Annotated in this window: 25 protein-coding genes and 1 tRNA gene; 12 read left to right on the plus strand and 14 right to left on the minus strand. The window is 69.3% G+C overall.

Annotated elements, in window-relative coordinates; all coding sequences use genetic code 11:
* Positions 1-68: 68 nt before the first annotated feature.
* Entirely contained in the window at positions 69-1,472 is a 1,404-nt protein-coding gene (locus AB0B28_RS05875; RefSeq protein WP_360117180.1) for a PLP-dependent aminotransferase family protein, read from the minus strand.
* Here AB0B28_RS05875 and AB0B28_RS05880 point away from each other — a divergent pair.
* Both AB0B28_RS05880 and AB0B28_RS05885 read left to right on the plus strand, forming a co-directional pair.
* A complete protein-coding gene (locus tag AB0B28_RS05880; RefSeq protein WP_360117183.1) occupies positions 1,471-2,397 on the plus strand; it encodes a DMT family transporter in 927 nt (308 codons plus the stop codon). The genes AB0B28_RS05875 and AB0B28_RS05880 overlap by 2 nt on opposite strands.
* A gap of 69 nt (positions 2,398-2,466) precedes the next feature.
* Positions 2,467-3,054 (plus strand): class I SAM-dependent methyltransferase, encoded by a 588-nt coding sequence (locus AB0B28_RS05885; protein ID WP_360117186.1) that lies wholly within the window; start codon positions 2,467-2,469, stop codon positions 3,052-3,054.
* A 45-nt stretch (positions 3,055-3,099) separates the two neighbouring features.
* On the opposite strand, the gene AB0B28_RS05890 is transcribed toward AB0B28_RS05885, so the two are convergent.
* Positions 3,100-3,181, minus strand: a tRNA-Leu gene (locus tag AB0B28_RS05890).
* Positions 3,182-3,346: 165 nt separating this feature from the next.
* Between AB0B28_RS05890 and rph the strand changes: the two genes are divergently transcribed.
* The gene (gene rph, locus AB0B28_RS05895) at positions 3,347-4,075 is read left to right on the plus strand and encodes a ribonuclease PH (RefSeq protein WP_360117189.1); all 729 of its coding nucleotides are present in this window, start codon (positions 3,347-3,349) and stop codon (positions 4,073-4,075) included.
* On the plus strand, positions 4,072-4,656 hold the full coding sequence (rdgB, locus tag AB0B28_RS05900) for an RdgB/HAM1 family non-canonical purine NTP pyrophosphatase (RefSeq protein WP_360117192.1): 585 nt from the start codon (positions 4,072-4,074) through the stop codon (positions 4,654-4,656). The genes rph and rdgB overlap by 4 nt, the downstream gene beginning before the upstream one ends.
* 50 nt (positions 4,657-4,706) lie before the next feature.
* Here rdgB and AB0B28_RS05905 read toward each other — a convergent pair whose 3' ends face one another.
* Complete coding sequence (locus tag AB0B28_RS05905; RefSeq protein WP_360117196.1) at positions 4,707-5,159, minus strand: peroxiredoxin; 453 nt, start codon at positions 5,157-5,159, stop codon at positions 4,707-4,709.
* Positions 5,160-5,352: 193 nt separating this feature from the next.
* Here AB0B28_RS05905 and AB0B28_RS05910 point away from each other — a divergent pair, with 193 nt between their 5' ends.
* Positions 5,353-6,489 (plus strand): lytic polysaccharide monooxygenase, encoded by a 1,137-nt coding sequence (locus AB0B28_RS05910; RefSeq protein ID WP_360117199.1) that lies wholly within the window; start codon positions 5,353-5,355, stop codon positions 6,487-6,489.
* A 119-nt stretch (positions 6,490-6,608) separates the two neighbouring features.
* On the plus strand, positions 6,609-7,493 hold the full coding sequence (locus AB0B28_RS05915; RefSeq protein WP_360117202.1) for a CHAD domain-containing protein: 885 nt from the start codon (positions 6,609-6,611) through the stop codon (positions 7,491-7,493).
* Between the two features lie 46 nt (positions 7,494-7,539).
* Here the strand turns inward: AB0B28_RS05915 and AB0B28_RS05920 are convergent, their stop codons facing one another.
* The 3 genes from AB0B28_RS05920 to AB0B28_RS05930 are packed head-to-tail and all read right to left on the minus strand — an operon-like array spanning position 7,540 to position 10,186.
* Positions 7,540-9,186, minus strand: coding sequence for a DUF885 domain-containing protein (locus tag AB0B28_RS05920; protein WP_360117205.1), 1,647 nt, complete (start codon positions 9,184-9,186; stop codon positions 7,540-7,542).
* A 50-nt stretch (positions 9,187-9,236) separates the two neighbouring features.
* Positions 9,237-9,728, minus strand: a complete 492-nt coding sequence (locus AB0B28_RS05925) for an NADH-quinone oxidoreductase subunit J (protein ID WP_360117208.1) — start codon at positions 9,726-9,728, stop codon at positions 9,237-9,239.
* Positions 9,725-10,186, minus strand: a complete 462-nt coding sequence (locus AB0B28_RS05930; RefSeq protein ID WP_360117211.1) for a 4Fe-4S binding protein — start codon at positions 10,184-10,186, stop codon at positions 9,725-9,727. The genes AB0B28_RS05925 and AB0B28_RS05930 overlap by 4 nt, the downstream gene beginning before the upstream one ends.
* A gap of 218 nt (positions 10,187-10,404) precedes the next feature.
* Between AB0B28_RS05930 and AB0B28_RS05935 the strand changes: the two genes are divergently transcribed.
* Genes AB0B28_RS05935 through AB0B28_RS05945 form a run of 3 tightly spaced genes read left to right on the plus strand, consistent with a single transcriptional unit; the run spans position 10,405 to position 12,003 of the window.
* Complete coding sequence (locus AB0B28_RS05935) at positions 10,405-10,872, plus strand: hypothetical protein (protein WP_360117214.1); 468 nt, start codon at positions 10,405-10,407, stop codon at positions 10,870-10,872.
* A gap of 2 nt (positions 10,873-10,874) precedes the next feature.
* Positions 10,875-11,615, plus strand: a complete 741-nt coding sequence (locus AB0B28_RS05940; RefSeq protein WP_360117217.1) for a class F sortase — start codon at positions 10,875-10,877, stop codon at positions 11,613-11,615.
* A 40-nt stretch (positions 11,616-11,655) separates the two neighbouring features.
* Complete coding sequence (locus tag AB0B28_RS05945; protein ID WP_360117220.1) at positions 11,656-12,003, plus strand: VOC family protein; 348 nt, start codon at positions 11,656-11,658, stop codon at positions 12,001-12,003.
* Between the two features lie 6 nt (positions 12,004-12,009).
* Here the strand turns inward: AB0B28_RS05945 and AB0B28_RS05950 are convergent, their stop codons facing one another.
* The 3 genes from AB0B28_RS05950 to AB0B28_RS05960 are packed head-to-tail and all read right to left on the minus strand — an operon-like array spanning position 12,010 to position 12,963.
* A complete protein-coding gene (locus tag AB0B28_RS05950) occupies positions 12,010-12,279 on the minus strand; it encodes a hypothetical protein (protein WP_360117223.1) in 270 nt (89 codons plus the stop codon).
* Positions 12,269-12,616: a hypothetical protein gene (locus AB0B28_RS05955; protein ID WP_360117226.1), complete on the minus strand. Its 348-nt coding sequence runs from the start codon at positions 12,614-12,616 to the stop codon at positions 12,269-12,271. Before AB0B28_RS05955 ends, AB0B28_RS05950 begins: the two co-directional genes overlap by 11 nt.
* Positions 12,613-12,963 (minus strand): hypothetical protein, encoded by a 351-nt coding sequence (locus tag AB0B28_RS05960; RefSeq protein ID WP_360117228.1) that lies wholly within the window; start codon positions 12,961-12,963, stop codon positions 12,613-12,615. Before AB0B28_RS05960 ends, AB0B28_RS05955 begins: the two co-directional genes overlap by 4 nt.
* Before the next feature lie 301 nt (positions 12,964-13,264).
* Between AB0B28_RS05960 and AB0B28_RS05965 the strand changes: the two genes are divergently transcribed.
* The 3 genes from AB0B28_RS05965 (at position 13,265) to AB0B28_RS05975 (ending at position 16,325) form a co-directional block, all read left to right on the plus strand.
* Positions 13,265-14,131: a helix-turn-helix transcriptional regulator gene (locus tag AB0B28_RS05965; RefSeq protein WP_360117231.1), complete on the plus strand. Its 867-nt coding sequence runs from the start codon at positions 13,265-13,267 to the stop codon at positions 14,129-14,131.
* The gene (locus AB0B28_RS05970; protein ID WP_360117234.1) at positions 14,128-14,403 is read left to right on the plus strand and encodes a DUF397 domain-containing protein; all 276 of its coding nucleotides are present in this window, start codon (positions 14,128-14,130) and stop codon (positions 14,401-14,403) included. The genes AB0B28_RS05965 and AB0B28_RS05970 overlap by 4 nt, the downstream gene beginning before the upstream one ends.
* A 431-nt stretch (positions 14,404-14,834) precedes the next feature.
* Positions 14,835-16,325: a DUF222 domain-containing protein gene (locus tag AB0B28_RS05975; protein WP_360117237.1), complete on the plus strand. Its 1,491-nt coding sequence runs from the start codon at positions 14,835-14,837 to the stop codon at positions 16,323-16,325.
* 289 nt (positions 16,326-16,614) lie between these two features.
* Here AB0B28_RS05975 and AB0B28_RS05980 read toward each other — a convergent pair whose 3' ends face one another.
* From AB0B28_RS05980 to AB0B28_RS06000, 5 genes are all read right to left on the minus strand, one after another.
* Positions 16,615-17,007, minus strand: a complete 393-nt coding sequence (locus tag AB0B28_RS05980) for a hypothetical protein (RefSeq protein ID WP_360117240.1) — start codon at positions 17,005-17,007, stop codon at positions 16,615-16,617.
* A gap of 7 nt (positions 17,008-17,014) precedes the next feature.
* Positions 17,015-17,827 (minus strand): sugar phosphate isomerase/epimerase family protein, encoded by an 813-nt coding sequence (locus tag AB0B28_RS05985; RefSeq protein WP_360117243.1) that lies wholly within the window; start codon positions 17,825-17,827, stop codon positions 17,015-17,017.
* Complete coding sequence (locus AB0B28_RS05990) at positions 17,824-18,915, minus strand: dihydrodipicolinate synthase family protein (protein WP_360117246.1); 1,092 nt, start codon at positions 18,913-18,915, stop codon at positions 17,824-17,826. The genes AB0B28_RS05985 and AB0B28_RS05990 overlap by 4 nt, the downstream gene beginning before the upstream one ends.
* Positions 18,912-20,066 carry a Gfo/Idh/MocA family oxidoreductase gene (locus AB0B28_RS05995; protein ID WP_360117249.1) on the minus strand — a complete coding sequence of 385 codons (1,155 nt, stop codon included), beginning with the start codon at positions 20,064-20,066 and terminating at the stop codon, positions 18,912-18,914. The genes AB0B28_RS05990 and AB0B28_RS05995 overlap by 4 nt, the downstream gene beginning before the upstream one ends.
* Before the next feature lie 175 nt (positions 20,067-20,241).
* Positions 20,242-20,604, minus strand: coding sequence for a hypothetical protein (locus tag AB0B28_RS06000; RefSeq protein ID WP_360117252.1), 363 nt, complete (start codon positions 20,602-20,604; stop codon positions 20,242-20,244).
* Positions 20,605-20,608 lie beyond the last annotated feature (4 nt).

Raw genomic sequence — 20,608 nt, forward strand, 5'->3', positions numbered from 1 at the left:
CCCCTTCGCACAAGGCCGCCGGACGAACCGAAGGTGAACGCGCGCGGTCGCGACCGCATCGATCCCGACTACGACGCCAGGAGTCGGCCCAGGGTTCGGGTCGCCTCGGCGTGGGCCGCCGGGTTGGCTCCGGAGTAGTTCAGGCGCAGGTAGGCGCCGGTCGGTTCGGCGGGGAACCATTCGTCGCCGGAGACGACGAGGACCCCGGCGTCGCGGCAGGCGCGCACGAGCGCGGGCAGGTCCGTGGTGTCGGGCAGGCGCGCCCAGAGGTTGAGGCCGCCGCGCGGGAGCTGTTCGAGATGTGCCTGCGGCACATGTTCCCTCAGGCTCGCCGCGAGCAGGTCGCGCCGCGATTCGAGCTGGTTCCGCAAGGCCCGCAGGTGGGTTCGCCAACCCGGCCCGGTCACCACGTCGAGCGCCGCGGCCTGGAGCAGACCGCTGACGTACATCGCCTCGGCCCTGGCGTCGGCCAGGAGTCGTTCGCGCGCAGGGCCTCTCGCGATCACCGCCGCGACCCGCACCGCCGGGGACACGCTCTTGGTGAGCGAGCGGATGTAGACGACATGCCCGTCGTCGTCGCGCGCGGCCACCGGGTCGGACTCGGCGTCGATCCCGAACTCGTGCGCCCAGTCGTCCTCGATAAGGAACGCGCCGCTCTCGCGCACCACGTCGAGCACGCGTTCGGTGAGATCGGGAGACCACTTGGCGCCGTTGGGGTTCGCGAAGTTCGGCTGCGCGTAGTAGGCGCGGGCCCCGGTCTGCTCGAACGCGCGCGCCAGCACCTCGGGGTCGGGTCCGTTCGGGCCCAACGGGATCGGGACGACCTCCACGCCTTCCCTCGCGGCGGCCGTGATCGCGCCCCAGTAGGTGGGCGACTCCATCAAAAGCGGACGCCCGGGGCCGACCAGGACGCGAAACGCGGAGCTGAGGCCGCTCTGGCTGCCGGGCACGATGATCACGTCGCTGGGGGCGGGCGGGGCGACGCCGGGCGGGGTCGCGTCGCCCAGCTCGGTCGCGAACCAGGCCTGGAGCTCGGGCAGGCCGGTCGCGGGCGGGCGGCCCACCGCCGCGGCCCCGCGTGCGGCCCGCGTGAACGCGGCCCGCACCAGCCGCTCGGGCAGCAGCTCGCGGTCCGGATAGCCCGAGTGCAGCGCGATCATCTCGTTCGTGGGGGTGTGCAGGGCCGTGGGCGTCTCGGGGATGCGCGGCCGGGGAGACCCGAGCGCGGCGGTCTGCCAGCCGAAGTCGCTGGGCCGCAGCGGCCGCGCGGCCCGCGTGAACGTCCCCACCCCGGGCCTGCTCTCCACGAGCCCCTGGGACGTCAGCGCGCGCAGCGCCTTCTGGACCGTGACCGGGCTCGCGGCGTGCTCGGCGACCAGCGCCCGCGTCGAGGGCAGCTTCGCGCCCGGCGGGGCCTGGGCGATCCATTCGCGCAGTGCCGCCACGATCCGCTGACTGCTATCGTTGACCATGAAGGAACATAGTAGCGCTACTATCGAAGCGGCTCCTGCGCTATCCCGCACTCCCGCCGGTCTGTGGTGGGGCCTGCTCGGGGTCCTCGCGTTCTCGTTCACCATGCCGTTCACGCGCGTCGCCGTCGAAGGCATGTCCCCCTTGTTCATCGGCGCGGGCCGGGCCGTCATCGCGGCCGCGCTCGCGGCGGCGGCACTGCTGCTCACCGGCCAGCGCAGGCCCACGCGGACGCAATGGCTGCGCCTGGGCGTCGTGGCCGCCGGAGTGGTGGCCGGGTTCCCGCTGCTCACCTCGTACGCGCTGACCGCGACGCACGCGAGCCACGGCGCGGTCGTGATCGCGATCCTCCCGGCCGCCACGGCGGTGGCCTCGGTGCTGCGAACCGGCGAGCGCCCGCCGCGGGCGTTCTGGACGGCCGCGACGCTCGGCGCGGTGGCCGCGATCGTGTTCGCGGCGTTGCACAACGACGAGTTCGGCGGCCTCGGCTGGCCCGACCTGCTGCTCTTCGGCGCGGTGGTCGCCGCCGCGATCGGCTACGCCGAAGGCGGGCTGCTCTCGCGCGAACTGGGACCGTGGCAGACGATCTCGTGGGCGCTAGTCCTCGCGGCCCCGTTCATGGGCGCACTGACGGCGTATTCGCTCGCGACCGAGCCGATGCAGGCCACGTTCGCGCATTGGTCCGCGTTCGCTTACCTCGCGGCGGTGAGCATGTTCCTGGGGTTCTTCGCCTGGTACCGGGGTCTCGCGCTGGGCCCGATGGCCCAGGTGAGCCAGACGCAGCTGGTGCAGCCGGTGCTCACCCTCGCCTGGGCCGCGATGCTGCTGCGCGAGCCGCTGAACGCGGTCACGTTCGCCGGGGCCCTCGCGGTGATCGCCTGCGCGGCGCTCGCCGTGCGAACCAGGCTGCGGCCTGGCAGTCGTTGAGCCGCAGGCGAGAACGACCGACCCCGAGTCGTCGCGGACTACCATCGCGGTGAACGGGAGGAGCCGCACATGAACTACACCGCCTACTACCGCTTCGGGGTCACGCCGTGGGAGCAGTACGCCGAGGCCGCAGCCGACAGCGTCGCCGCGATGCTCGACGGTGAGGAGGCGGCCCGCGACCGGCTCGGGCGGGCCCTGGACCTCGGGTGCGGCCGCGGCGTCTTCAGCGCCGAACTGGCGCGGCGCGGGTGGGAGGTGGTGGGCCTCGACCTGGTCCCGAAGGCGATCGAGGCGGCCCGGGCCCGGTCGATCCCGGGCGCGACCTTCACCGTGGGCGACGTGACCGACCTGGCCTCGGCCGGTCTCGGCACCTTCGACTTGCTGCTGGACATCGGCTGCTTCCAGGGCCTGGACGCCGAGCAGCGGGCCGCCTACGGGCGGGGTGTCACCGCGCTCGCGAAGCCGGAGGCGTCCCTGCTCATGCTCGAATTCGGCCCGACCCGGCTGCGGTCGATGATCGGCGGCGTCTCCGAAACCGAAGTGCGCGAAGCGCTCCCGGACTGGGACCTCGACTCGTCCGCCCCCGCACCCACGAAGGGCCTGGGCTGGCCGATGAACCGCACCTCGCCCCACTGGTACCGCTTCACACGGGCCTGACGAGGCCCGACCCCGGCTCCCCGGGATCGGGCCTCGGAATCGCGGTGCGCGAGGGGGGACTCGAACCCCCACGTCCTAGGACACAGGAACCTAAATCCTGCGCGTCTGCCAGTTCCGCCACTCGCGCGAAGCGCGACGTGGCGGACCGAAAGTGCAGTCGCCACTCGCGCGGAGCGCGACGTGGCGAACCGAAAGTGCAGTCGCCACTCGCGCGTTTTGTATCGTGCCGGTCGTCTCATTTGAGCAGCAACTAGTGTGTCACACGCCTGTACGTTCCCGTAGGCTGGTGCGGATGACTCGACCTGACAAGCGCGCCGCCGACGAGCTGCGCAGCGTGAAGTTCACCCGTTCCTGGACCGATCACCCCGAGGGGTCGGTGCTGGTCGAATTCGGCCGGACGCGAGTGTTGTGCACCGCGACGGTCAACCCCGGAGTGCCGCGTTGGCGCCGTGGATCGGGCGAGGGGTGGGTGACCGCGGAGTACTCGATGCTGCCGCGCTCGACCCACTCGCGATCCGACCGGGAGTCCATCCGCGGCAAGATCGGCGGCCGGACCCATGAGATCTCGCGCCTGATCGGGCGCTCCCTGCGCGCCTGCGTCGACTTCAAGGCCTTGGGCGAGAACACGATCACCCTCGACTGCGATGTGCTCCAGGCCGACGGCGGGACCCGCACCGCCTCGATCACCGGCGCTTACGTGGCCCTGCACGACGCGGTGACCTGGCTGGGAGACAAGAAGCTCGCCCGCAAGCCCGACAAGATCCTCACCACCTCGGTGGCCGCGATCAGCGTCGGTGTCGTCAATGGCCAGCCCGTGCTCGACCTCCCCTACGAGGAGGACGTGGCTGCGTCGGTCGACATGAACGTGGTCTGCACCGGCGAAGGCGACTTCGTGGAGGTCCAGGGCACCGGCGAGGAGGCGGTCTTCAACCGCGCCGAACTGGACTCGCTGCTGGACCTGGCCCTCAAGGGCTGCAAGGAACTCGCCGGCCTCCAGGCCCGAACCCTGCTCTCGCCGTGAGGGTGCTCCTGGCGACCCGCAACGCGGGCAAGGTCGACGAACTGCGCCAGATCCTCGCGGCCGCGGCGCCCGACGTCGAGCTCGTGGGCCTCGACGCGGTCGAGGACTACCCCGAGACCCCCGAGACCGAGCTGACCTTCGCCGGGAACGCCCTGCTCAAGGCCCGCGACGGGGTCAAGCACACCGGGCTGGCGACCATCGCCGACGACTCCGGCCTGGCCGTCGACGCCCTCAATGGCATGCCCGGCGTGCTCTCGGCCCGCTGGGCCGGGACGGCGAAGGACGACGCCGCGAACAACGCGCTGCTGCTCGACCAGCTCTCCGATGTCCCCGACGACCTGAGGGGCGCGCGGTTCGTGTGCGCGGCGGCGATCGTGTGGCCGGACGGGCGCGAGCTCGTGGTCCACGGCGAGATGCCCGGGCACGTGGGACGCGAACCGAAGGGCACCAACGGGTTCGGCTACGACCCGCTGTTCGTGCCTGAGGGCTCGGATCGGACCAGCGCCGAGCTGAGCGCCGAGGAGAAGAACGCGATCTCGCACCGAGGCAAGGCCTTCCGCGAACTCGCGGCCCAGATCTGAAGCGAGACGACCGAGCGGGGCGGCCTACGAGCCGCCCCTTCGGCGTTTCGCTACGCCCGTTCCTTCAGCAGCGCCAGCGCCTTGTCCGCGTGCGCGTTCATGTTCATCTCGCTCTTGACCACGCCGATGACCTCGCGCCCCGCGCCGATGACGAACGTCTTGCGTTTGGTCGGCACGATCGTGATCTTGCGGCGCACGCCGAACTGCTCGGCGACCGCGCCGTCGGGGTCCGACAGGAGCGGGTAGCCCAGAGAGTGCTTGGCCGCGAACTGGGCTTGGCGTTCGACCGCGTCGTGCGAGATCCCGACCGGCTTGGCGCCGAGGGCTTCGAACTCGGCCGCGAGGTCGCGGAAGTGGCAGGCTTCGACCGTGCAACCGGCCGAGAGGGCCGCCGGGTAGAAGAACAGCACGACCGGGCCTTCGGCCACGAGGTCGTCCAGGGCCCGCGGCGCGCCCGTCTCGTCGTTGAGCTCGAATGCCGGGGCGGTGTCTCCGATGTCCATGGAAGCCAGTCTATCCACGCGTCCGGCGCGAAACGCCCGCTCGGAGCGGGGCGTTCGCAGGGGTTTGCGCTTTCCACCAAGATATAGATACACTCAAATATCACGATACTCGTGAGCACTACCGAAACGAAGCGCGCGGGCTCCGACGAGCCTGGTTGGGAGCGCTCCATAACCGGCACAGAGGAGTAACTCCATGTCAACCGCCGACACGGTGGTCCACAGCGGCAGGCGCCGCCGGATCGCCGCGATCATGTCGCTGGTCCTGGCCGCGGTAGCGGCCATGACCATCTCGACACTGTTCACGAAGAACGATGCGGAGGCCCACGGCGCCACCGTCTTCCCCGGCTCGCGCCAGTTCTTCTGCTACTTCGACGCCCTCTCGGGTAACGGGGCGCTCGACCCGTACAACCAGAAGTGCCAGGACGCTCTGGCCCAAGGCGGCGCGACCCCGTTCTACAACTGGTTCGGGAACCTCGACTCCAACGGCGCGGGCCGGACCGTCGGCTACATCCCCGACGGCCAGATCTGCGACGGCGGCGGCAACGGCCCCTACGACTTCTCGGCGTTCAACGCGCCCGGAGCCTGGCCGCGCACCCACGTCACCGCCGGGTCCACCGTCGAATGGCGCTACAACAACTGGGCCCACCACCCCGGCAAGTTCGACCTGTACATCACCAAGGACGGGTGGAACCCGAACCAGCCGCTGGCCTGGGACGACCTGGAGCTGTTCCAGACCATCTCCAACCCGGCCTCCAACGGCGGGCCCGGCTCGAACGAGCACTACTACTACGCCAACCTGACGCTCCCGCAGAAGAGCGGCTACCACATCGTGTTCACCCACTGGGTGCGCTCGGACTCCAGCGAGAACTTCTACGCGTGCTCCGACATCGAGTTCGACGGCGGCAACGGCGAGGTGACCGGCATCCGCCCGGGCACCCAGCTGCCCGGCAACGACGGCAGCGTCACCAACCCCGGCCCGGACCCGACCGACCCGGGCGAGACCCCGACCGACCCGGGCCAGCCCAGCGGCGACTGCGTCGCCACCGCTTCGGTCTTCTCGTGGAACGGCGGTGCGACGGTGAACATCACCGTCGAGAACACCGGCACCGCGCCGGTGAGCGACTGGATGATCCACTGGATGTGGCCGCCGGGATCGGGGATCACCATCGACAGCTCGTGGGGCACCACGATCAGTTCGATGGGCGACATGCAGATGGCCAGTCCCGGCGACTGGAACGGCACGATCAGCTCCGGCTCCTCGGCCACGTTCGGGTTCAACGCCTCGGGCAACCTGACCTCGATGCCCGCACTCGACTGCATCCCCGGCTGACCCAGGTGACAGCCTGACGACCAGAACCTGAATGTTCGTCGAATATCGCCGCTTCGACTCCTCCCTCCGGGACCCGGCTGGAATACTGTGTTCCACCAGGTCTTCCGGGGGGAGGAGCCATGTCAGCATCCGCAGCCGCGGCCGAAAGGGCCGGGCCCGAGTCCATGACGGCGTCCACACGCGCAGGGGACGTCGTGCTCGCGTACGTCTCCGGCCAGGTCGACGCCCTCAACCGCGCCATCGCCGCCACCGAGCGCTACGCCCCCGGCTCGGCCGGGTCCGTGCGCGTGGCCATCCACCGGCTGCGCACCGTCCTGCGGGGCTACGCGCACCTGTTCACCGGGACCCCGCGCGGGGGCCGGGAACTCGACCAGCTCCTGTCGGCCCTCAAGCACACCGAGGACCTGGAGCGCCTCAGCGTCCACTTCGAAGACCGCTTCGACCAGCTCGGGCTCACCGAACCGGAGTTCCCGGCCTGGCACGCCTCGCTCGAAGCGCAGGTCCGCGACTCCTACCGCCAGATCGAGCGCGTCCACTCCCAGACGTGGGTGGCCGTGCTCCTGGGCCAGGTGCGGATGTTCGCCGAGCACGCCGACTTCACCCGCGAGGGCGAGAAACCCGCGTCCTCGCTCATGGGCGTGCTCTCGCAGTCCAAGACCCACCTGCTCGACGTGAACGGGAAGCTCAGCCACGCAACGGATCTGGTGCTGGCCCGGGACGAGACCCGGGTGGCCGCCAGGGAGACGCGGTTCCTCGCCGAGGCGGCAGAACCGGCGCTCGGACAGCCCGCCACCGACGTGGTGGTGCCGACGACCGACCTGGAATACCTGCTCAACCGCTACCGGCAGGCCGTGATCGCCCGCAACTGGCTGCTGCGCCTGCCCGGCGCCGACCGGGCCGACAAGCTCACCGCGAGCCTCGCCGACCTGGAGAAGGAGCACCTGCGGCAGCTCGGCGACGACATCGACCGCGCCACCTCGACGATGATCGAGCGCTGGCGCTGAACACAGCGAACGGGCCCGGAGCGCGCTCCGGGCCCGTTCGCTGTGTCTACTTGCCGCGCAGGACCGCGGCGAGGTTGTCGAGCCCGATCGGGCCCAGGTTGAGGGCGTCGGTGTGCCAGGTCTTGAGGTCGAAGTCGGCCCCGGCGGCGGCCTGCGCCTCGTCGCGGGCGGCGATCCAGGCGCGCTCGCCGAGCTTGTAGCAGATCGCCTGGCCCGGCCAGCCCGCGTAGCGCACGATCTCGGGATAGGCCCGGTGCTCGGCGATGCGACCACGGGTCTTGAGCACGTCGAGGGCCACGTCGAAGCTCCAGCGCTCGCCGTGCCGCGCGGCCTCGGCGGCCGGGAGCGGCAGGTCGAGGTGCCAGCCGATGTCGATCACGACGCGGGCCGCGCGCAACGCCGAGCCCTTGAGCATCCCCAATCGGGTGCCCGGCTCGGTGAACCAGCCGAGCTCGTCGCACAGCCGCTCGGCGTACAGGGCCCAGCCCTCGGCGTGACCCGAGACCGAGCCGAAGACCTTCGCGAAGCGCGAGAGGCCCTCGCCGGTGACCTTGGTCTGGCCGATCTGGAGGTGGTGGCCGGGCACGCCCTCGTGGAAGACCGTGGTCAATTCGCCCCAGGTGCGGAAGCTCTCGCGTTCGGCCACCGGCCACCAGGTGCGGCCCGGGCGCGACAGGTCCTCGCTGGGCCCGGTGTAGTATGCCGAACCGGCCGAGGAACCGGGCACCAGCTGCACGTCCAGGTTCATCAGGCGCGGGTCGATGTCGAAGTGGACGCCGTTGAGGGCCTCCAGCGCGCCCTGGTGCTTCTCGGTGAGCCACGCCAGGTAGGCCTCGGAGGAGTCGAGGGCCTCGGTGGCGTCCAGGTGCTCGATGACCTTGTCGAGCCCGGCTCCGGGGAGGATCGACTCGGCCTCGGCGGCCATCTCGGCCTCGATGCGGTGCAGCTCCTCCCAGGCCCAGTCGTAGGCGTCGCGGGGTTCGAGCACCGCGCCGAGCGTGGCGCGGGCGGCCAGGAGGTAGCGCTCCTCGCCCACCCCGTCGCGCTCGGCCGCGTGCGGCAGATAGCGCTCTTCGAGGTAGTCGGCGGCGGCGGCGAACGCGGCGTACGCGGCCTCGGCGGCGTCGGCCAGGTCCTGGGCCTGCTTCCCACCGGGGTAGGCCTCGACGTGCTTGTCGAAGATCCGCGACTCGGCGTTGCGGCGGGCCTGCTTGGCGCCCTCGACGACCTGGAGGCGGGCCACGGTCTGACCGGCCTCGATCCCGGCGTTCATGGTCTGGCGCCAGGTCGCGAGCATCTCGGGGATGGCCCGCATGCGCGCGACGTTGAGCCGCCAGTCGTTCTCGGTCTCGCGCGGGGCCAGGTCGATGTACCCGGCGAGGCTCTGGAGGATGCCGTAGGGCACGCGCAGCGCGCGCCGCCACTCCCCCGACTCGTGCTGGGCGACGCTCACTTCGAGCCGCTCGGCCATGTGGAGGCGCGCGAGGTCGTCGGCCGGGCCGGTGGACTCCAGGGCCTTGAGGCGCGCGAGCGTGTCGGCGTCGAGCTTCGCGCGCTCGGCGACCGCCTCGGGCCCGAAGTCGGTGGCGACGCCGAAGTCGCCGACGATGCCGGCCTGCCCGGCGAACATGGGGTGGAGCCGCGCGTACGAGGTGATGTACTCGTCGGCGAGTGCGAAAATCGGTGAGGTCATGGCCGCCAGCTTACCGCGCGGCTAGTAGACCACTGTTACAAGACCGTTGCTCACTTCGCGCGGGTCGAGACGACCACCGCGCCGACGAGCGCCGAGAGCAGCAGCAGCGACAGCACCTCGAACGGCAGCACCCAGTTCGCGAACACCGCCTCCCCGATCGCGCCCGCGCTGCCGCCGCCGGTGCGGTCGACCCGGGTCCACCCGAACGCGCTGATCACGACCGCGGCCAGGCCGAGCCCGACCCCGGCGGCCACCACGGCGCCGGGCCCGCGGCTGCGGTCCAGGTCGTCCGAGGCGTCCGTGGGGGCCCGGGTGAGCATCGTCGCGAACAAGAGCAGGACCACGATCGCGCCCACGTAGACCAGCACCAGGACCCACGCGAGGAACTCCGCCGCGAGCACCAGGGCCGCCCCGGCGATCCCGGCGAACGCCACCGCGAGCCACAGCCCCGCCCGCACGATCCGGTTGGTGGTGACCACGGCCAAGCCCGCGCCGAGCGCGAGCAGCCCGAACGCGGCCAAGAGCACGTCGGCGAGCGTCACTCCTTGGCCTCCGGCAGGCTCGCGGGCGGCACGGTGTCCATCCACTTCCCCAAGTGCTCCTTGTCGTGGAGCAGGTCGCGGATGTCGCCTTCGGCATAAGCGAAGTCGGGGGCCCAGAACAGGGCGTCGAACGGGCACACGTCGACACAGATCCCGCAGTACATGCACAGCGAGAAGTCGATGTCGAAGCGGTCGAGCACGTTCTTCTGCCTCGGGCGGGCCGCGCCCTCGACCTCGACGGTCTCCTTGTGGGAGTCGATGTAGATGCACCAGTCCGGGCACTCGCGCGCGCACAGCATGCAGGAGGTGCAGTTGTCCTCGTGCAGCGCGATCACGCCGCGGGTGCGTTCGGGCAGTTCGGGTTCGCGCTCGGGGTACTGGCTGGTGACCGCGCGGCGCGCGGCCGTCCGCGCGGTGGCGGCCAGACCGCCGACCATGCCGCTCCCGGGAAGCCTCATGCCCTCATCGTGGCAGATGACATCGATGTTTTCCAGTCCCCGCGTCCCGCTTCGCGTTTCGCTCCCGCGACTGAGTCCGATTCCCGACTCGCCACACGCGACGGTGGGCCCCGGTTTCCGATGAAACCCGGTGCCGCGCTCCAGAGAACCATTACCGTGAGCAGTTGACACGTCACACCCGGGCAAGACCCGGTGGACACCGGGGAGGAACCTTGTCCGTGCGCATCACCAAACCCGTCCGAGGGGCGCTCGCCGCGATCGCACTCAGCGCCGCGATCGTGCTGACCAGCGCCGTTCCCGCGAACGCCGCGATCACCGTGACGCTCTCGCCGACCGCCGGGGCCGTCGGCACCCGCGTCGACGTCCTCGCGTCCAACTGCAACCAGAACGCGACCGCCGTCATCGAGGACACGAACGTGAGCATCGCGCTGCCGCGCAACAACAACAACGCGCAAGGGAACTTCACGGTCCCGAACGGGATGAAGGCCGGGGTGTACACGGTGCTGGTGACCTGCGGGGCCGATTCGGCCTCGGCGAAGTTCACGGTGACCTCGGGCCAGGGCGCGCACACCGGCGGCGGCTCCACGGCCGCCTCGGGCAGCGCGGTGCTGTGGACGGGCGCGGGGATCGTGCTGGCCGCGGCGGCCGGGATGTGGCTGCTGCGGCGCCGCCGCGTCGCCGCCTGAACATGGACGAAAGGCGGCCCGAGGCCGACGACAGACCGATCCACCGGCCGGAACCCGCGTTCCGGCCGGTGGCCGTCGTGGTGCTGTCGATCCTGCTGGCCGGGGGCCTCGGGTTGATGGCCGGGAGCGCTTTGCCGGTGCCGACGTGGCGCTGGCCCGACCTCAACCCGTTCGCCGACGACCCGTTCGCGGTGGCCGATCCGGCGGGCGGGACCTGGCTCGACCGGTCGACGCCCACGCGGGTGGACATCGACGCGGCGGGCGTCCACGCGCCACTGGTCGAGCTGGGCCTGGACTACCGCGGGGACTTCGAGGTCCCGAAGATGTGGCGCCCGCACGAGGCGGGCTGGTTCGAGGAGGGGCCGACCCCTGGTGAGTTCGGGCCCACGGTGCTCATGGGGCACGTGGACACCGACCGCAGCGGCCCGGCCGTGTTCTATGCGATCCGCGAGTTGGACGAAGGCGACGCGATCGAGGTGACCCGCGAGGACGGCGTGGTCGTGTCGTACGAGGTGACCGGAATCGAGTCGTACGACAAGCGGCGGCTGCCCTACGAGAAGGTCTTCGGCGTCGAGCCCGAGCCTGCGCTGCGCCTGATCACCTGCGGCGGCGAGTTCGACCGGAAGACCGGGGATTACACCGAGAACGTGGTGGTCTTCGCGAGCTACACCGGGCATCGGAAGGCGACCGAGCAGGACCGCGAGCGCCCGCTGAACGGGCTGCACCACTTCGAACGCAAGTGATCACCGGAGCATGTCGGTGGCGGCATGTAGGTTCTCGCGCATGGCATTGAAGATCGCGAACGTCACCGTCAACACCGCCCGCCCGAGCGAACTGGCCGCCTGGTGGGCGGGGGTCCTCGGCGGTGAGATCGTCAACGACTGGGGCGAGTACGTCACCGTGGGCTTCGGCGACGGCCCCGCCCTCTCGTTCCAGTACGTCGAGAACACCGAACCCGGCCGCATCCACATCGACCTCACCACAGAGGACGCCGAGGCCACGGTCAAGCGCTTCGTGGCGGCCGGCGCCACCCACGTGGCCGACCACGAAGCCCCCGGCGGCGCCTTCACCTGGACGGTCCTCAAGGACCCCGACGGCAACGAATTCTGCATCGCCGCCGGCGGCCACTGACCCGCGTCAACCCGAGGCGATCTTGCGGGCGTCGCGCTCGATCGCCTCGCACATCGGGTCGCCCTGCCACGCGGGTCGCCAGGTGACCGGGCCGTCGGGCGGGTGCTTGAACACCGCCACGGGGCGAGGCCCCGCGCCCAGGTCCTCGTTGGAGCTGATGCCGTGCAGGGCGGCGTCCTCGGTGTTGCGTTCGACTATGAAGCGCACGTGGCCGCCCATGCCGGTCGAGTAGGTGAAGTCGCCGAGGACGGTCCAGTTGTCGGGTTCAGCGTCCATTGGCGGCCTCCCCGAGCAGGCTGGTGATGTTGAGCAGGACCGCGAGCCGGTGGTGGTCGCGGTGGCGGGCGGAGAAGAACTCGGCCAGCGCGGTCCGTTCGGCGTCGCTCCAGGCGTCGCGATGCCGTGGGAGGATCTTGAGCTCGGCGTTGGCGGCTCCGATGTGGTCGATGACCCCGAGGCGCTCGCACGGGTCGGGGTAGAGCTGGTGGAGCTCGACCGAGTCGGGCCGGTCGTGCGGGACGAGGCCGGAGACGACGCGGCCGGTGAAGTCGGCGGTCCCGATCTTGGTGTAGCCCGAGGAGGGCCCGTCGCCGGGCACGTAGGTGGTGGTCATGCGCGCACCGCCGACAGGTCGATCTCGGCGAGCAGGGCTTGCAGGTCGAGGTGGACGCGGGGCTCGCGGCGGTGCGCGCCGGTGCGGAGGCGGCGGCGCAGGTGTAGGTCGTCGCGGGTGATGTGGCCGGAGGCGATGGCTTCGCGCTGCTGGGCGGCGCTGGCGGTGCGCACGAACTCGCGCGCGGCGGTTTCGCGGTAGTAGCAGCCGTGGCGGCCCCACCGCTCGGAACACCATTCGCAGCGCTGGCGGCCGAGGCCGAACCACGCGCGGCGAGGTTGGTGCAAGTGCAGGTCGATCTTGGCCCGGGCGGGCACGTTGTCGCGAGCTAGGCTGAGTAGTGCCATGAGAGCACGCCTCTCGTGTGTAAGCGGCCCGCGCAGGACTCTCGCCAAAGAATTCACATGCGCGGGCCGCGCCTATGTGCGGCCGAATGAAGTTGTCGAAGCCCGGCCGATCCCCACCGAACCGGCCGAGGTGGATGAAGTCCACCTTGGTCGACCACGCTTCGCGTTCGCGACCGTTCAAATAGGTTTGCACAACTGATGCGTTCAATGCAAGCCCCTGGAAGGCGGGTTCCAGGAAATGTTACGCTGCATCAAGATCAGCGCGACACTCATGTGACGCATGAGCCTCCTGGGGGTAGTCATGGCCAAGCCCAACCCGCCCACCGCCCGAGCCCGATACATCGGCAGAACGATGCGAACCTATCGAGAAGAGTTGGGGTTCAAGGGATCTGAGGTCTCAGACCACATTGACAAAACGGCCGCGACGCTGAGCCGCTATGAGTCCGGCGAGTACCCGATCCCCGGTGACGTGTTTCTGACACTTCTGGACCTCTACCGGGTGAACGACCCGCTGGAGCGCGCGAGCCTCATCCAGATCAACGAGGACGCGCCGAAGCGCGGCTGGGTGGATTCGTTCCAGCCCTACATCAAGAACCTCGCCAACCACATCTGGATGGAAGGTGAGGCCGAGGAGATCCAGATTCTCGCCCTCACCGTCATGCACGGACTGACCCAGACGCATCGGTTTGCAGAGTCCTTGATGGCGAACGGTCCCAAACGGAACGATCCAGTCACCCTCAGGCGGCAGCTAGAAGCCCGCATGCTGCGCACCAGCGTCCTGACAAAACGGAACGGCCCGCGTATCAAACTGCTAATGCACGAGTCGATCCTCAGCCAGCGTGTCGGCGGCGCGGAAGTGACTGTCGAGCAACTGGAGCGGCTGCTAGAAATCGCCGAACTCCCCAGGGCAGAAATCCGTCTGCTTCCAGCAGACTGCTGGATGCACATCGCTGCTGGCATCGGGGTCGGCTACACCATCTTCAAGCTGCCCGAACCCCTCCCGAATGTTGTGTACATCGACAGCACGGTCGCCGCGATCTACGAGGAAGACCCTGACATAGACTCGTTCAAAGAGACCTACGATGCGCTCTGGAACGACGTAGCCCTCAGCCCCAAGGCGAGCACTGAGCGCATCGCCCGAGAGTTGAAAGAAGTGAAGCGCGAATGAGTCAAGCGGCCAGTCAGCAGCGGATCTGGCGCAAGAGCACCCGCAGCGCCAACACCGGCAACGGCGACTGCGTCGAGGTCGCCTGCACCCACTGGCGCAAGAGCACCCGCAGCTCTGACACCGGCAACGGCGACTGCGTCGAGGCCCGCCCCGCCACAACCGGCTTCGACATCCGCGACTCCAAACTCGGCAACGAGTCCCCAATCCTCGCCCTCTCCACCCAAGACTTCACAACCCTCCTGGGAACCCTGAGGTCCACCGACCTCGCCTGAACACAACCAACCGACACAAAACCGGCGCCACCCACGAGGGCGGCGCCGCTTTTCACGCCCGGGCCCGTCCGGGCCAGACCTAGAGCGGCAGCGACAACGAGCCAGGCGGCGGCTGGGGTCGCTATTCGTGGCCGGGCCTGTTCGGGCCCGGGTTAGAGCGGCAGCGACAACGAGGCAGGCGGCGGCCTGGGGTCGCTTTTCGTGGCCGGGCCCGTTCGGGTTGGGGTTCAGGCGGCGGCGACAAAAGGGTGGGCGGCGGCCGGGGTTGGTTTGCGTTGCCGGGCCCGTTCGTGGCGCGGCTTGTGGGGCTGTGACCTGGGAATATGAGTAGTCTTGCACCCTTTGGGTGATGACAGTGTGTCTGTGTGGTTCTAGTATTGAATCAGCACAAGGAAGCGAAAACCACGATCTTGTTTGAGGAGGTGTTCTCGATGGCTACCGATACTGCGACTCTGACTCGCACGGAGAAGTCCACTGCCATCCACACGCTCCTCGACAAAGCCGCGACTGCGATCAACGATTTCCATGCCCGTGTCTTGTCGGCGGTGATCGAGGCCCAAGCGTGGAAGATCCACCGGGATGTCGATGGGTATTCGGGGCTGCGGGATTGGTTGTGCGCGAAGTTCGACTTCCACACCCGCACCGCCGCCGATATTGCCGCGATCGCGCGGCTGTCCCGCAAGTTCGCGGTGTTGTCCGAGGCGGCCACTGCTGGCAGGGCGAGGATTGATCAAGTGGCGTTCGCAGTCCGCCAACTCGATCGCACCCCCGCGATGCGCTTGTTCGCCCGCACCCCCTTCCGGACACCGGTCGCCTCCCCCTTCGACCCCGAGGTCCAGTGCGCCACCCCCGAAGACCTCATCGCCGAGTACTGCGCGCACGCCCCGTTCAAGGACCTGCAACGGCATCTCGATGAACTCGCCGCGCACTTGGCTGAAGAGACCGAGCTGCTCGAAACCCTTGGGGAGCAGTCCTTGCAGTGGATCGAGTTGGTCGAGACCGGCAACGGCATGTGGTCGCTCTCCGGTGAACTCGCCGATGAGACGGGCCGGTTGCTGGACAAGTACTTGAAGACCGCCTGCCCGCCCCCGCGCCAAGACGAAACCGACACCGAAGGCGTGCTTCCCCCGAAAGCGAACCGGGATGCCGAGGCCTTGCACCAGCTCCTGTCCGGCTACGGCACCAGCCCCGAGGCCACCACACGGCACGGTCACACCGCTACCCTCGACTTGGCTGTCGACATCGAAACGTTGCAGGGCAAGGACACTGACCGGGTCCCGACCCTCGAAGGGAAGCCGGTCTCGGTAGCCCAGGCCCGCCTGCTGGCGTGCGAGGCAGGAGTGATCCCCTCGGTGTTCAACTACCAGACCGGTGAAGCCATCGAACTCGGCCGAGCCCTGCGTCTCCCCAACACCGCCCTCCGCAGGAAGCTCGAACTCGAACAGCCCCAGGGTTGCGCTTGGTACGGATGCAACCGGCCGATCGCCTGGACCGAAGCCCACCACATCCAACACTGGGCCGATGGCGGCGAGACCACCGCCGACAACCTCATCCTGCTATGCCGCTTCCACCACGGCCGCATCCACACCCAAGGATGGACCGTGGAGAAGACCGGCCCCGGGCAGGCGATCATCACCCACCACGACCACGACACCGGCACCACCGCCAAGCAAGGCGCGACCGGGCAGGACGAGTGTGGCTGTGAGGACTGGCGCACCGACCAAGACATCGACGCAGACAACAACGACTCCGACTGGGATGTCTTCCCCACCGGCCTCTACCGATCGGAATGGCCCCAGACCATGAAACCCGACCTCGATGCCAGAGCCGAAGCGGTCTCAAGGGAACGAGCACACGCCGCACTCAAGAAAGCCAAGGCGCGATGTCGCGAACGCTTCACAACCGCCAAACAACAGGCCTAACAGCCTGGGGCACCGGCATGCCCAAAACCAACCCACCCCCCAAAACCCGGGCCCATCACCCCCAAGAAAGCCGCAAATCCTGCCAGGACCGGCCCCACACCTCGTTGTCGCCGCCAAAAAACCCGGGCCCAATCCCCACCGGACAGCCGCAACTCCCACCCCACCCATCCACTCACCCCGTTGTCGCCGCCGCACCAACCCCGGCCCAATCCGGCCGGGTAGCCGCAAGACCCCAGTCCAACCGGCCTCACAGCTCGTCATCACCGCCGCCCGAACCGCGCGGCAGGCCTTATCGAATGGGGATCATCGCGTCTGCATAGCCGAGCGGACACGCCCAAACAGCAACGCCATCGACGACACGCGGCTCCAACGGATGCCCGTGAACGCTGCACCGAGGAATCTGAGCGCCCCAACCGGCCCTGGATTCGGCGAGGGCGTCCTGCACCTGGTTCGCGAGATCGACAACCGCATCCAACTGTGGCAACGCAAGATTCCAGCGGACCACCGCCGACTCACGGTCGATCGCGAGCGTGATCTCGACCGAGGTCGGCTCGAAAGCGAGACCGGGCTCCGAGTCCGTATCAAGCCGAACCGAGGCGACGCCCAAGCCGAACGGCAGGCCTACGAGCGAATCGAGAATCCCCTCGCAGACCTGCCGGGCGGTGTGCTCATCGTTGATCATCGGACTCTCATACCAGGACGCGCGCGAAGGCGGCCCTCGTTTCTTCGAAGACTTCCGCGCCCGGGCGGGCCCATAGGGCGTCGTTGAAGAGTTCGACCTCGATCGGGCCGGTGAACCCGGTGGCGTCCACCGTCTCCTGGTAGCGCTTCATGTCGATGCAACCCTCACCCAACTGACCCCGGCCGGTCAAAACCCCAGCCGGGAGCGGCGTGACCCAGTCCGCCAACTGGAACGAGGCGATGCGGCCCTCGACTCCCGCCCTCGCGATGCCTTGCCACACCTGGGGATCCCACCAGATGTGATACGTGTCGACCACGACCCCGACCTCCTCGGGCGCGAACGGCGCGGCCAGGTCCAGGGCCTCGTTGATCGTGGTGACCACGCAGCGGTCACTGGCGAACATCGGATGCAACGGTTCGATCGCCAAGGTCACGCCGCGCTCGGCCGCATACGGCGCGAGCCGGGCCAGCGCCTCCCCCACTCCCTCGCGGGCCGAGTCGATCGTGCCGCCTTCGGGGATCGGACCCGAGACCAGGACCAGCGCCGGAGCGCCCAAAGTGGCGGCCTCGTCGATCGCCCTTCGGTTGTCCTCGATCGCGGCCGGAGTCGGGTCGGTGAAGAACCCTCCCCGGCACAAGCTGGTGACCTCCACGCCCGCGTCCTTGACCAGCTTCGCGGTCGCGTCGAGGCCGAACTCCTGCACCGGTTCGCGCCACAGGCCGATCCCCGCGCCGGTACGCGCGCAGGCCTCCACGGCTTCGCGCTGGTCCCAGAACTTGGCGGTGGCGTGGTTGAACGAGAAGCGGTCGAGAACACTCACGCGAGGCTCCTCGGGGGCTGACCGGCCACTTTCAGCAGCGCATTGAACCGGTCCAACGCGAGGTCCTCATTGGGGAAGAGCTTCGCTTCCAGCGCGAGGTCCACGATCTCGCTCAAGTGCGTCACGGAGCGGGCCGATTCGAGGCCGCCGACCATCTTGAAGTGGTCCTGGAAGCCCGAGAGCCAGGCCAGGAACACCACACCGGTCTTGTAGTTGAACGTGGGCGCCTCGAAGACCTTGCGCGCCAAGGGCACCGTGGGGTCCAGGACCGCATGGAACGCGGCCACGTCGCCGCCGTCGAGGTGCCGCACCGCCTTCGAGGCCAGCGCCGCGAGCGGATCGAAGATCCCCAGCAGAGCGTCGGAGTAGCCGAACTCATCCCCGGCGATCAAGCGCGGGTAGTTGAAGTCGTCGCCGGTATAGCAGCGGACCCCTGCGGGCAGGCGGCGGCGCAGGGCGATCTCGGCCTCGGCGTCGAGCAGGCTCATCTTGATGCCGTCGACCTTGCCCGCGTTGGCCGCGATGATCTCCACGAACGTATCGGCGGCCTCGTCAAGATCCGTCGCGCCCCAATAGCCTTCGAGCGCGGGGTCGAACATGGGGCCGAGCCAGTGCAGGATCGCCTTGCCGCTGACCTCGCCGAGCAGCTCGGCGTAGAGAGCCTTGTAGTCGTCGGCGTTCTTCGCGCTCGCGGCCAGGGCGCGCGAGCACATGAGGATCGTTCCCGCTCCCGCGTCCTCAACGACGCCGAGCTGTTCGAGGTAGGCCGCGCGGATCTGTTCGATCGTGGCCGGGCCCGCGCCGAGCTGGTCGGTGCCGACCCCGCACGAGAGCAGGTCGTCGGGCCCGGCGGCTTCGGCCGAGCGGCGGATGAGCTCCTTGGTGGCGTCCCAGTCCAGGCCCATGCCCCGCTGGGCGGTGTCCATCGCGTCGGCCACGCCGAGCCCGAGGTCCCACAGGTGGCGGCGGAACGCGATCGTCGCGTCCCAGTCGACCGCCGCGGGGCGGCCGGGGCCGTTGTCGGCGAGCGGATCGGCGACGACGTGGGCCGCCGAGTAGATCACGCGGGAAGTGAACTCGCGGGTCACAGGACCAGCTCCTCCAGGTCGATGCGGCGTCCTTCGCGCGCCGAGCGGTAGCCGGCCTCGGCGAGCTGCACGCCGCGGGCGGCGGCGAGGAAGTCGTGGTGCCAGGGCGCGTCGTCCACGACGTGCCGCAGGAACTCCTCCCATTGGAGCTTGAATCCGTTGTCGAAGACCTCGTTGTCGGGAACTTCGTGCCATTGCTGCCGGAACGCGATCGGCTGGTCGATGTCGGGGTTCCACACCGGCTTGGGGGTGTGGGCGCGGTGCTGGGCGCGGACCTTGCGCAAGCCTGCGATGGCCGAGGCCTCGGTGCCGTCGACGTGGAACTCCACGAGCTCCTCACGGTCGACGCGGGTGGCCCAGGAGGAGTTCATCTGGACCACGGTGCCGTCGTGGAGCTCGAAGATCGCGTACGCGGCGTCGTCGGCGGTCGCGGGGTAGGCCTGCCCGGACTCGTCGAAGCGCTCGGCGATGTGGGTCGTGACGTGGGCGGTCACGGATTTGACCGGCGAGAGCGTGCCCTCGAAGACGTAGGACCAGTGGGGGAACATGTCGAGGACCATGCCGCCGCCGTCCTCGGCGCGGTAGTTCCACGAGGGCCGCTGGGCCTCCTGCCAGTCGCCTTCGAAGACCCAGTACCCGAACTCACCGCGCACCGACAGGACCTTGCCGAAGAACCCGGCGTCGACCAGGCGCTTGAGCTTGCGCAGGCCCGGGAGGTAGAGCTTGTCGGCGACCGCGCCGTTCTTGACCCCGGCGTCGCGGGCGGCGCGGGCCAGGCCGAGGGCGTCGTCGAGGCTGGTGGCGATGGGCTTCTCGGTGTAGACGTGCTTGCCGGCCTTGATGGCGGCGCCTACCGAGGCGAGGCGGTGCCGGGTGGTGAGCGCGTCGAAGTAGACGTCGATCTTCTCGTCGCCCAGGGCCTCGTCGAGGCTGGTGGTGTACTTGTCCAGGCCGTGGCGGCCCGCGATCTCGGCGAGCTTGTCGGCGCTGCGGCCGACGAGGGTGAGCTCGGGCCAGATCACCGAGCCGTCGGCGCGCTCGACGCCGCCCTGCTCGCGGATCGCCAGGAGCGAGCGCACGAGGTGCTGGCGGTAGCCCATGCGGCCGGTCACCCCGTTGAGGGCGATGCCGACGGTGATTCTCTCTGCCATAGGGGTGTCTCCAGACGATGCTCAGGCAAACGCTTACATTTTCGTTCGAAGCATACCGCAGATCCGGGTTGCTTGGAAAGCGGTCTCTACACAGATTCACACAGATCGATGCCCACTGCCGACCTGGGGGAACGCGAACGCCCCGGTCCACGCGGACCGGGGCGTTCGGGAAGTGCTAGAGGTACTGCTCGGCGATGTCCTTGACCTCTTCGGCCGGGGCCCAGATCTGGTACACGCCGTTGTCGTAGGGCTCCAGGCCCAGCGAGCGGGCCACGTCGGCGCGGCCGCCGCAGTACTCCAGGCGCAGCCAGTCCCCCGAGGCGCCGAGCACCAGGAACGGCTCGCCCCTCCAGGTCCCGACCGTGCGGACGTAGAAGAAGTCTTCGAGCTCGCCGATCGGCACGCCGCGGCGGAAGCGCCCGTCGGCGACCTCCACGAACCCGTCGCCGCCGGTGGGCGAGTAGAGGCGCACGTGGGCCCCGTCGGGGCTGGAGTCGTACTCGGCGCCCTTCCAGCGGGCGATGTAGCCGTCCCTCATGACA

Origin of the sequence: Glycomyces sp. NPDC046736, assembly GCF_040645615.1 — a bacterium.
GTDB lineage: Bacteria > Actinomycetota > Actinomycetes > Mycobacteriales > Micromonosporaceae > Glycomyces.

Bases quoted from the DNA above. Each gene is read 5' to 3' on its own strand.
- AB0B28_RS05880 (WP_360117183.1), top strand. From the start codon at position 1,471: ATGAAGGAACATAGTAGCGCTACTATCGAAGCGGCTCCTGCGCTATCC.
- AB0B28_RS05875 (WP_360117180.1), bottom strand. From the start codon at position 1,472: ATGGTCAACGATAGCAGTCAGCGGATCGTGGCGGCACTGCGCGAATGG.
- AB0B28_RS05885 (WP_360117186.1), top strand. From the start codon at position 2,467: ATGAACTACACCGCCTACTACCGCTTCGGGGTCACGCCGTGGGAGCAG.
- rph (WP_360117189.1), top strand. From the start codon at position 3,347: ATGACTCGACCTGACAAGCGCGCCGCCGACGAGCTGCGCAGCGTGAAG.
- AB0B28_RS05905 (WP_360117196.1), bottom strand. From the start codon at position 5,159: ATGGACATCGGAGACACCGCCCCGGCATTCGAGCTCAACGACGAGACG.
- AB0B28_RS05910 (WP_360117199.1), top strand. From the start codon at position 5,353: ATGTCAACCGCCGACACGGTGGTCCACAGCGGCAGGCGCCGCCGGATC.
- AB0B28_RS05915 (WP_360117202.1), top strand. From the start codon at position 6,609: ATGTCAGCATCCGCAGCCGCGGCCGAAAGGGCCGGGCCCGAGTCCATG.
- AB0B28_RS05920 (WP_360117205.1), bottom strand. From the start codon at position 9,186: ATGACCTCACCGATTTTCGCACTCGCCGACGAGTACATCACCTCGTAC.
- AB0B28_RS05930 (WP_360117211.1), bottom strand. From the start codon at position 10,186: ATGAGGCTTCCCGGGAGCGGCATGGTCGGCGGTCTGGCCGCCACCGCG.
- AB0B28_RS05940 (WP_360117217.1), top strand. From the start codon at position 10,875: ATGGACGAAAGGCGGCCCGAGGCCGACGACAGACCGATCCACCGGCCG.
- AB0B28_RS05945 (WP_360117220.1), top strand. From the start codon at position 11,656: ATGGCATTGAAGATCGCGAACGTCACCGTCAACACCGCCCGCCCGAGC.
- AB0B28_RS05950 (WP_360117223.1), bottom strand. From the start codon at position 12,279: ATGGACGCTGAACCCGACAACTGGACCGTCCTCGGCGACTTCACCTAC.
- AB0B28_RS05955 (WP_360117226.1), bottom strand. From the start codon at position 12,616: ATGACCACCACCTACGTGCCCGGCGACGGGCCCTCCTCGGGCTACACC.
- AB0B28_RS05960 (WP_360117228.1), bottom strand. From the start codon at position 12,963: ATGGCACTACTCAGCCTAGCTCGCGACAACGTGCCCGCCCGGGCCAAG.
- AB0B28_RS05965 (WP_360117231.1), top strand. From the start codon at position 13,265: ATGGCCAAGCCCAACCCGCCCACCGCCCGAGCCCGATACATCGGCAGA.
- AB0B28_RS05970 (WP_360117234.1), top strand. From the start codon at position 14,128: ATGAGTCAAGCGGCCAGTCAGCAGCGGATCTGGCGCAAGAGCACCCGC.
- AB0B28_RS05975 (WP_360117237.1), top strand. From the start codon at position 14,835: ATGGCTACCGATACTGCGACTCTGACTCGCACGGAGAAGTCCACTGCC.
- AB0B28_RS05980 (WP_360117240.1), bottom strand. From the start codon at position 17,007: ATGATCAACGATGAGCACACCGCCCGGCAGGTCTGCGAGGGGATTCTC.
- AB0B28_RS05995 (WP_360117249.1), bottom strand. From the start codon at position 20,066: ATGGCAGAGAGAATCACCGTCGGCATCGCCCTCAACGGGGTGACCGGC.
- AB0B28_RS06000 (WP_360117252.1), bottom strand. From the start codon at position 20,604: ATGAGGGACGGCTACATCGCCCGCTGGAAGGGCGCCGAGTACGACTCC.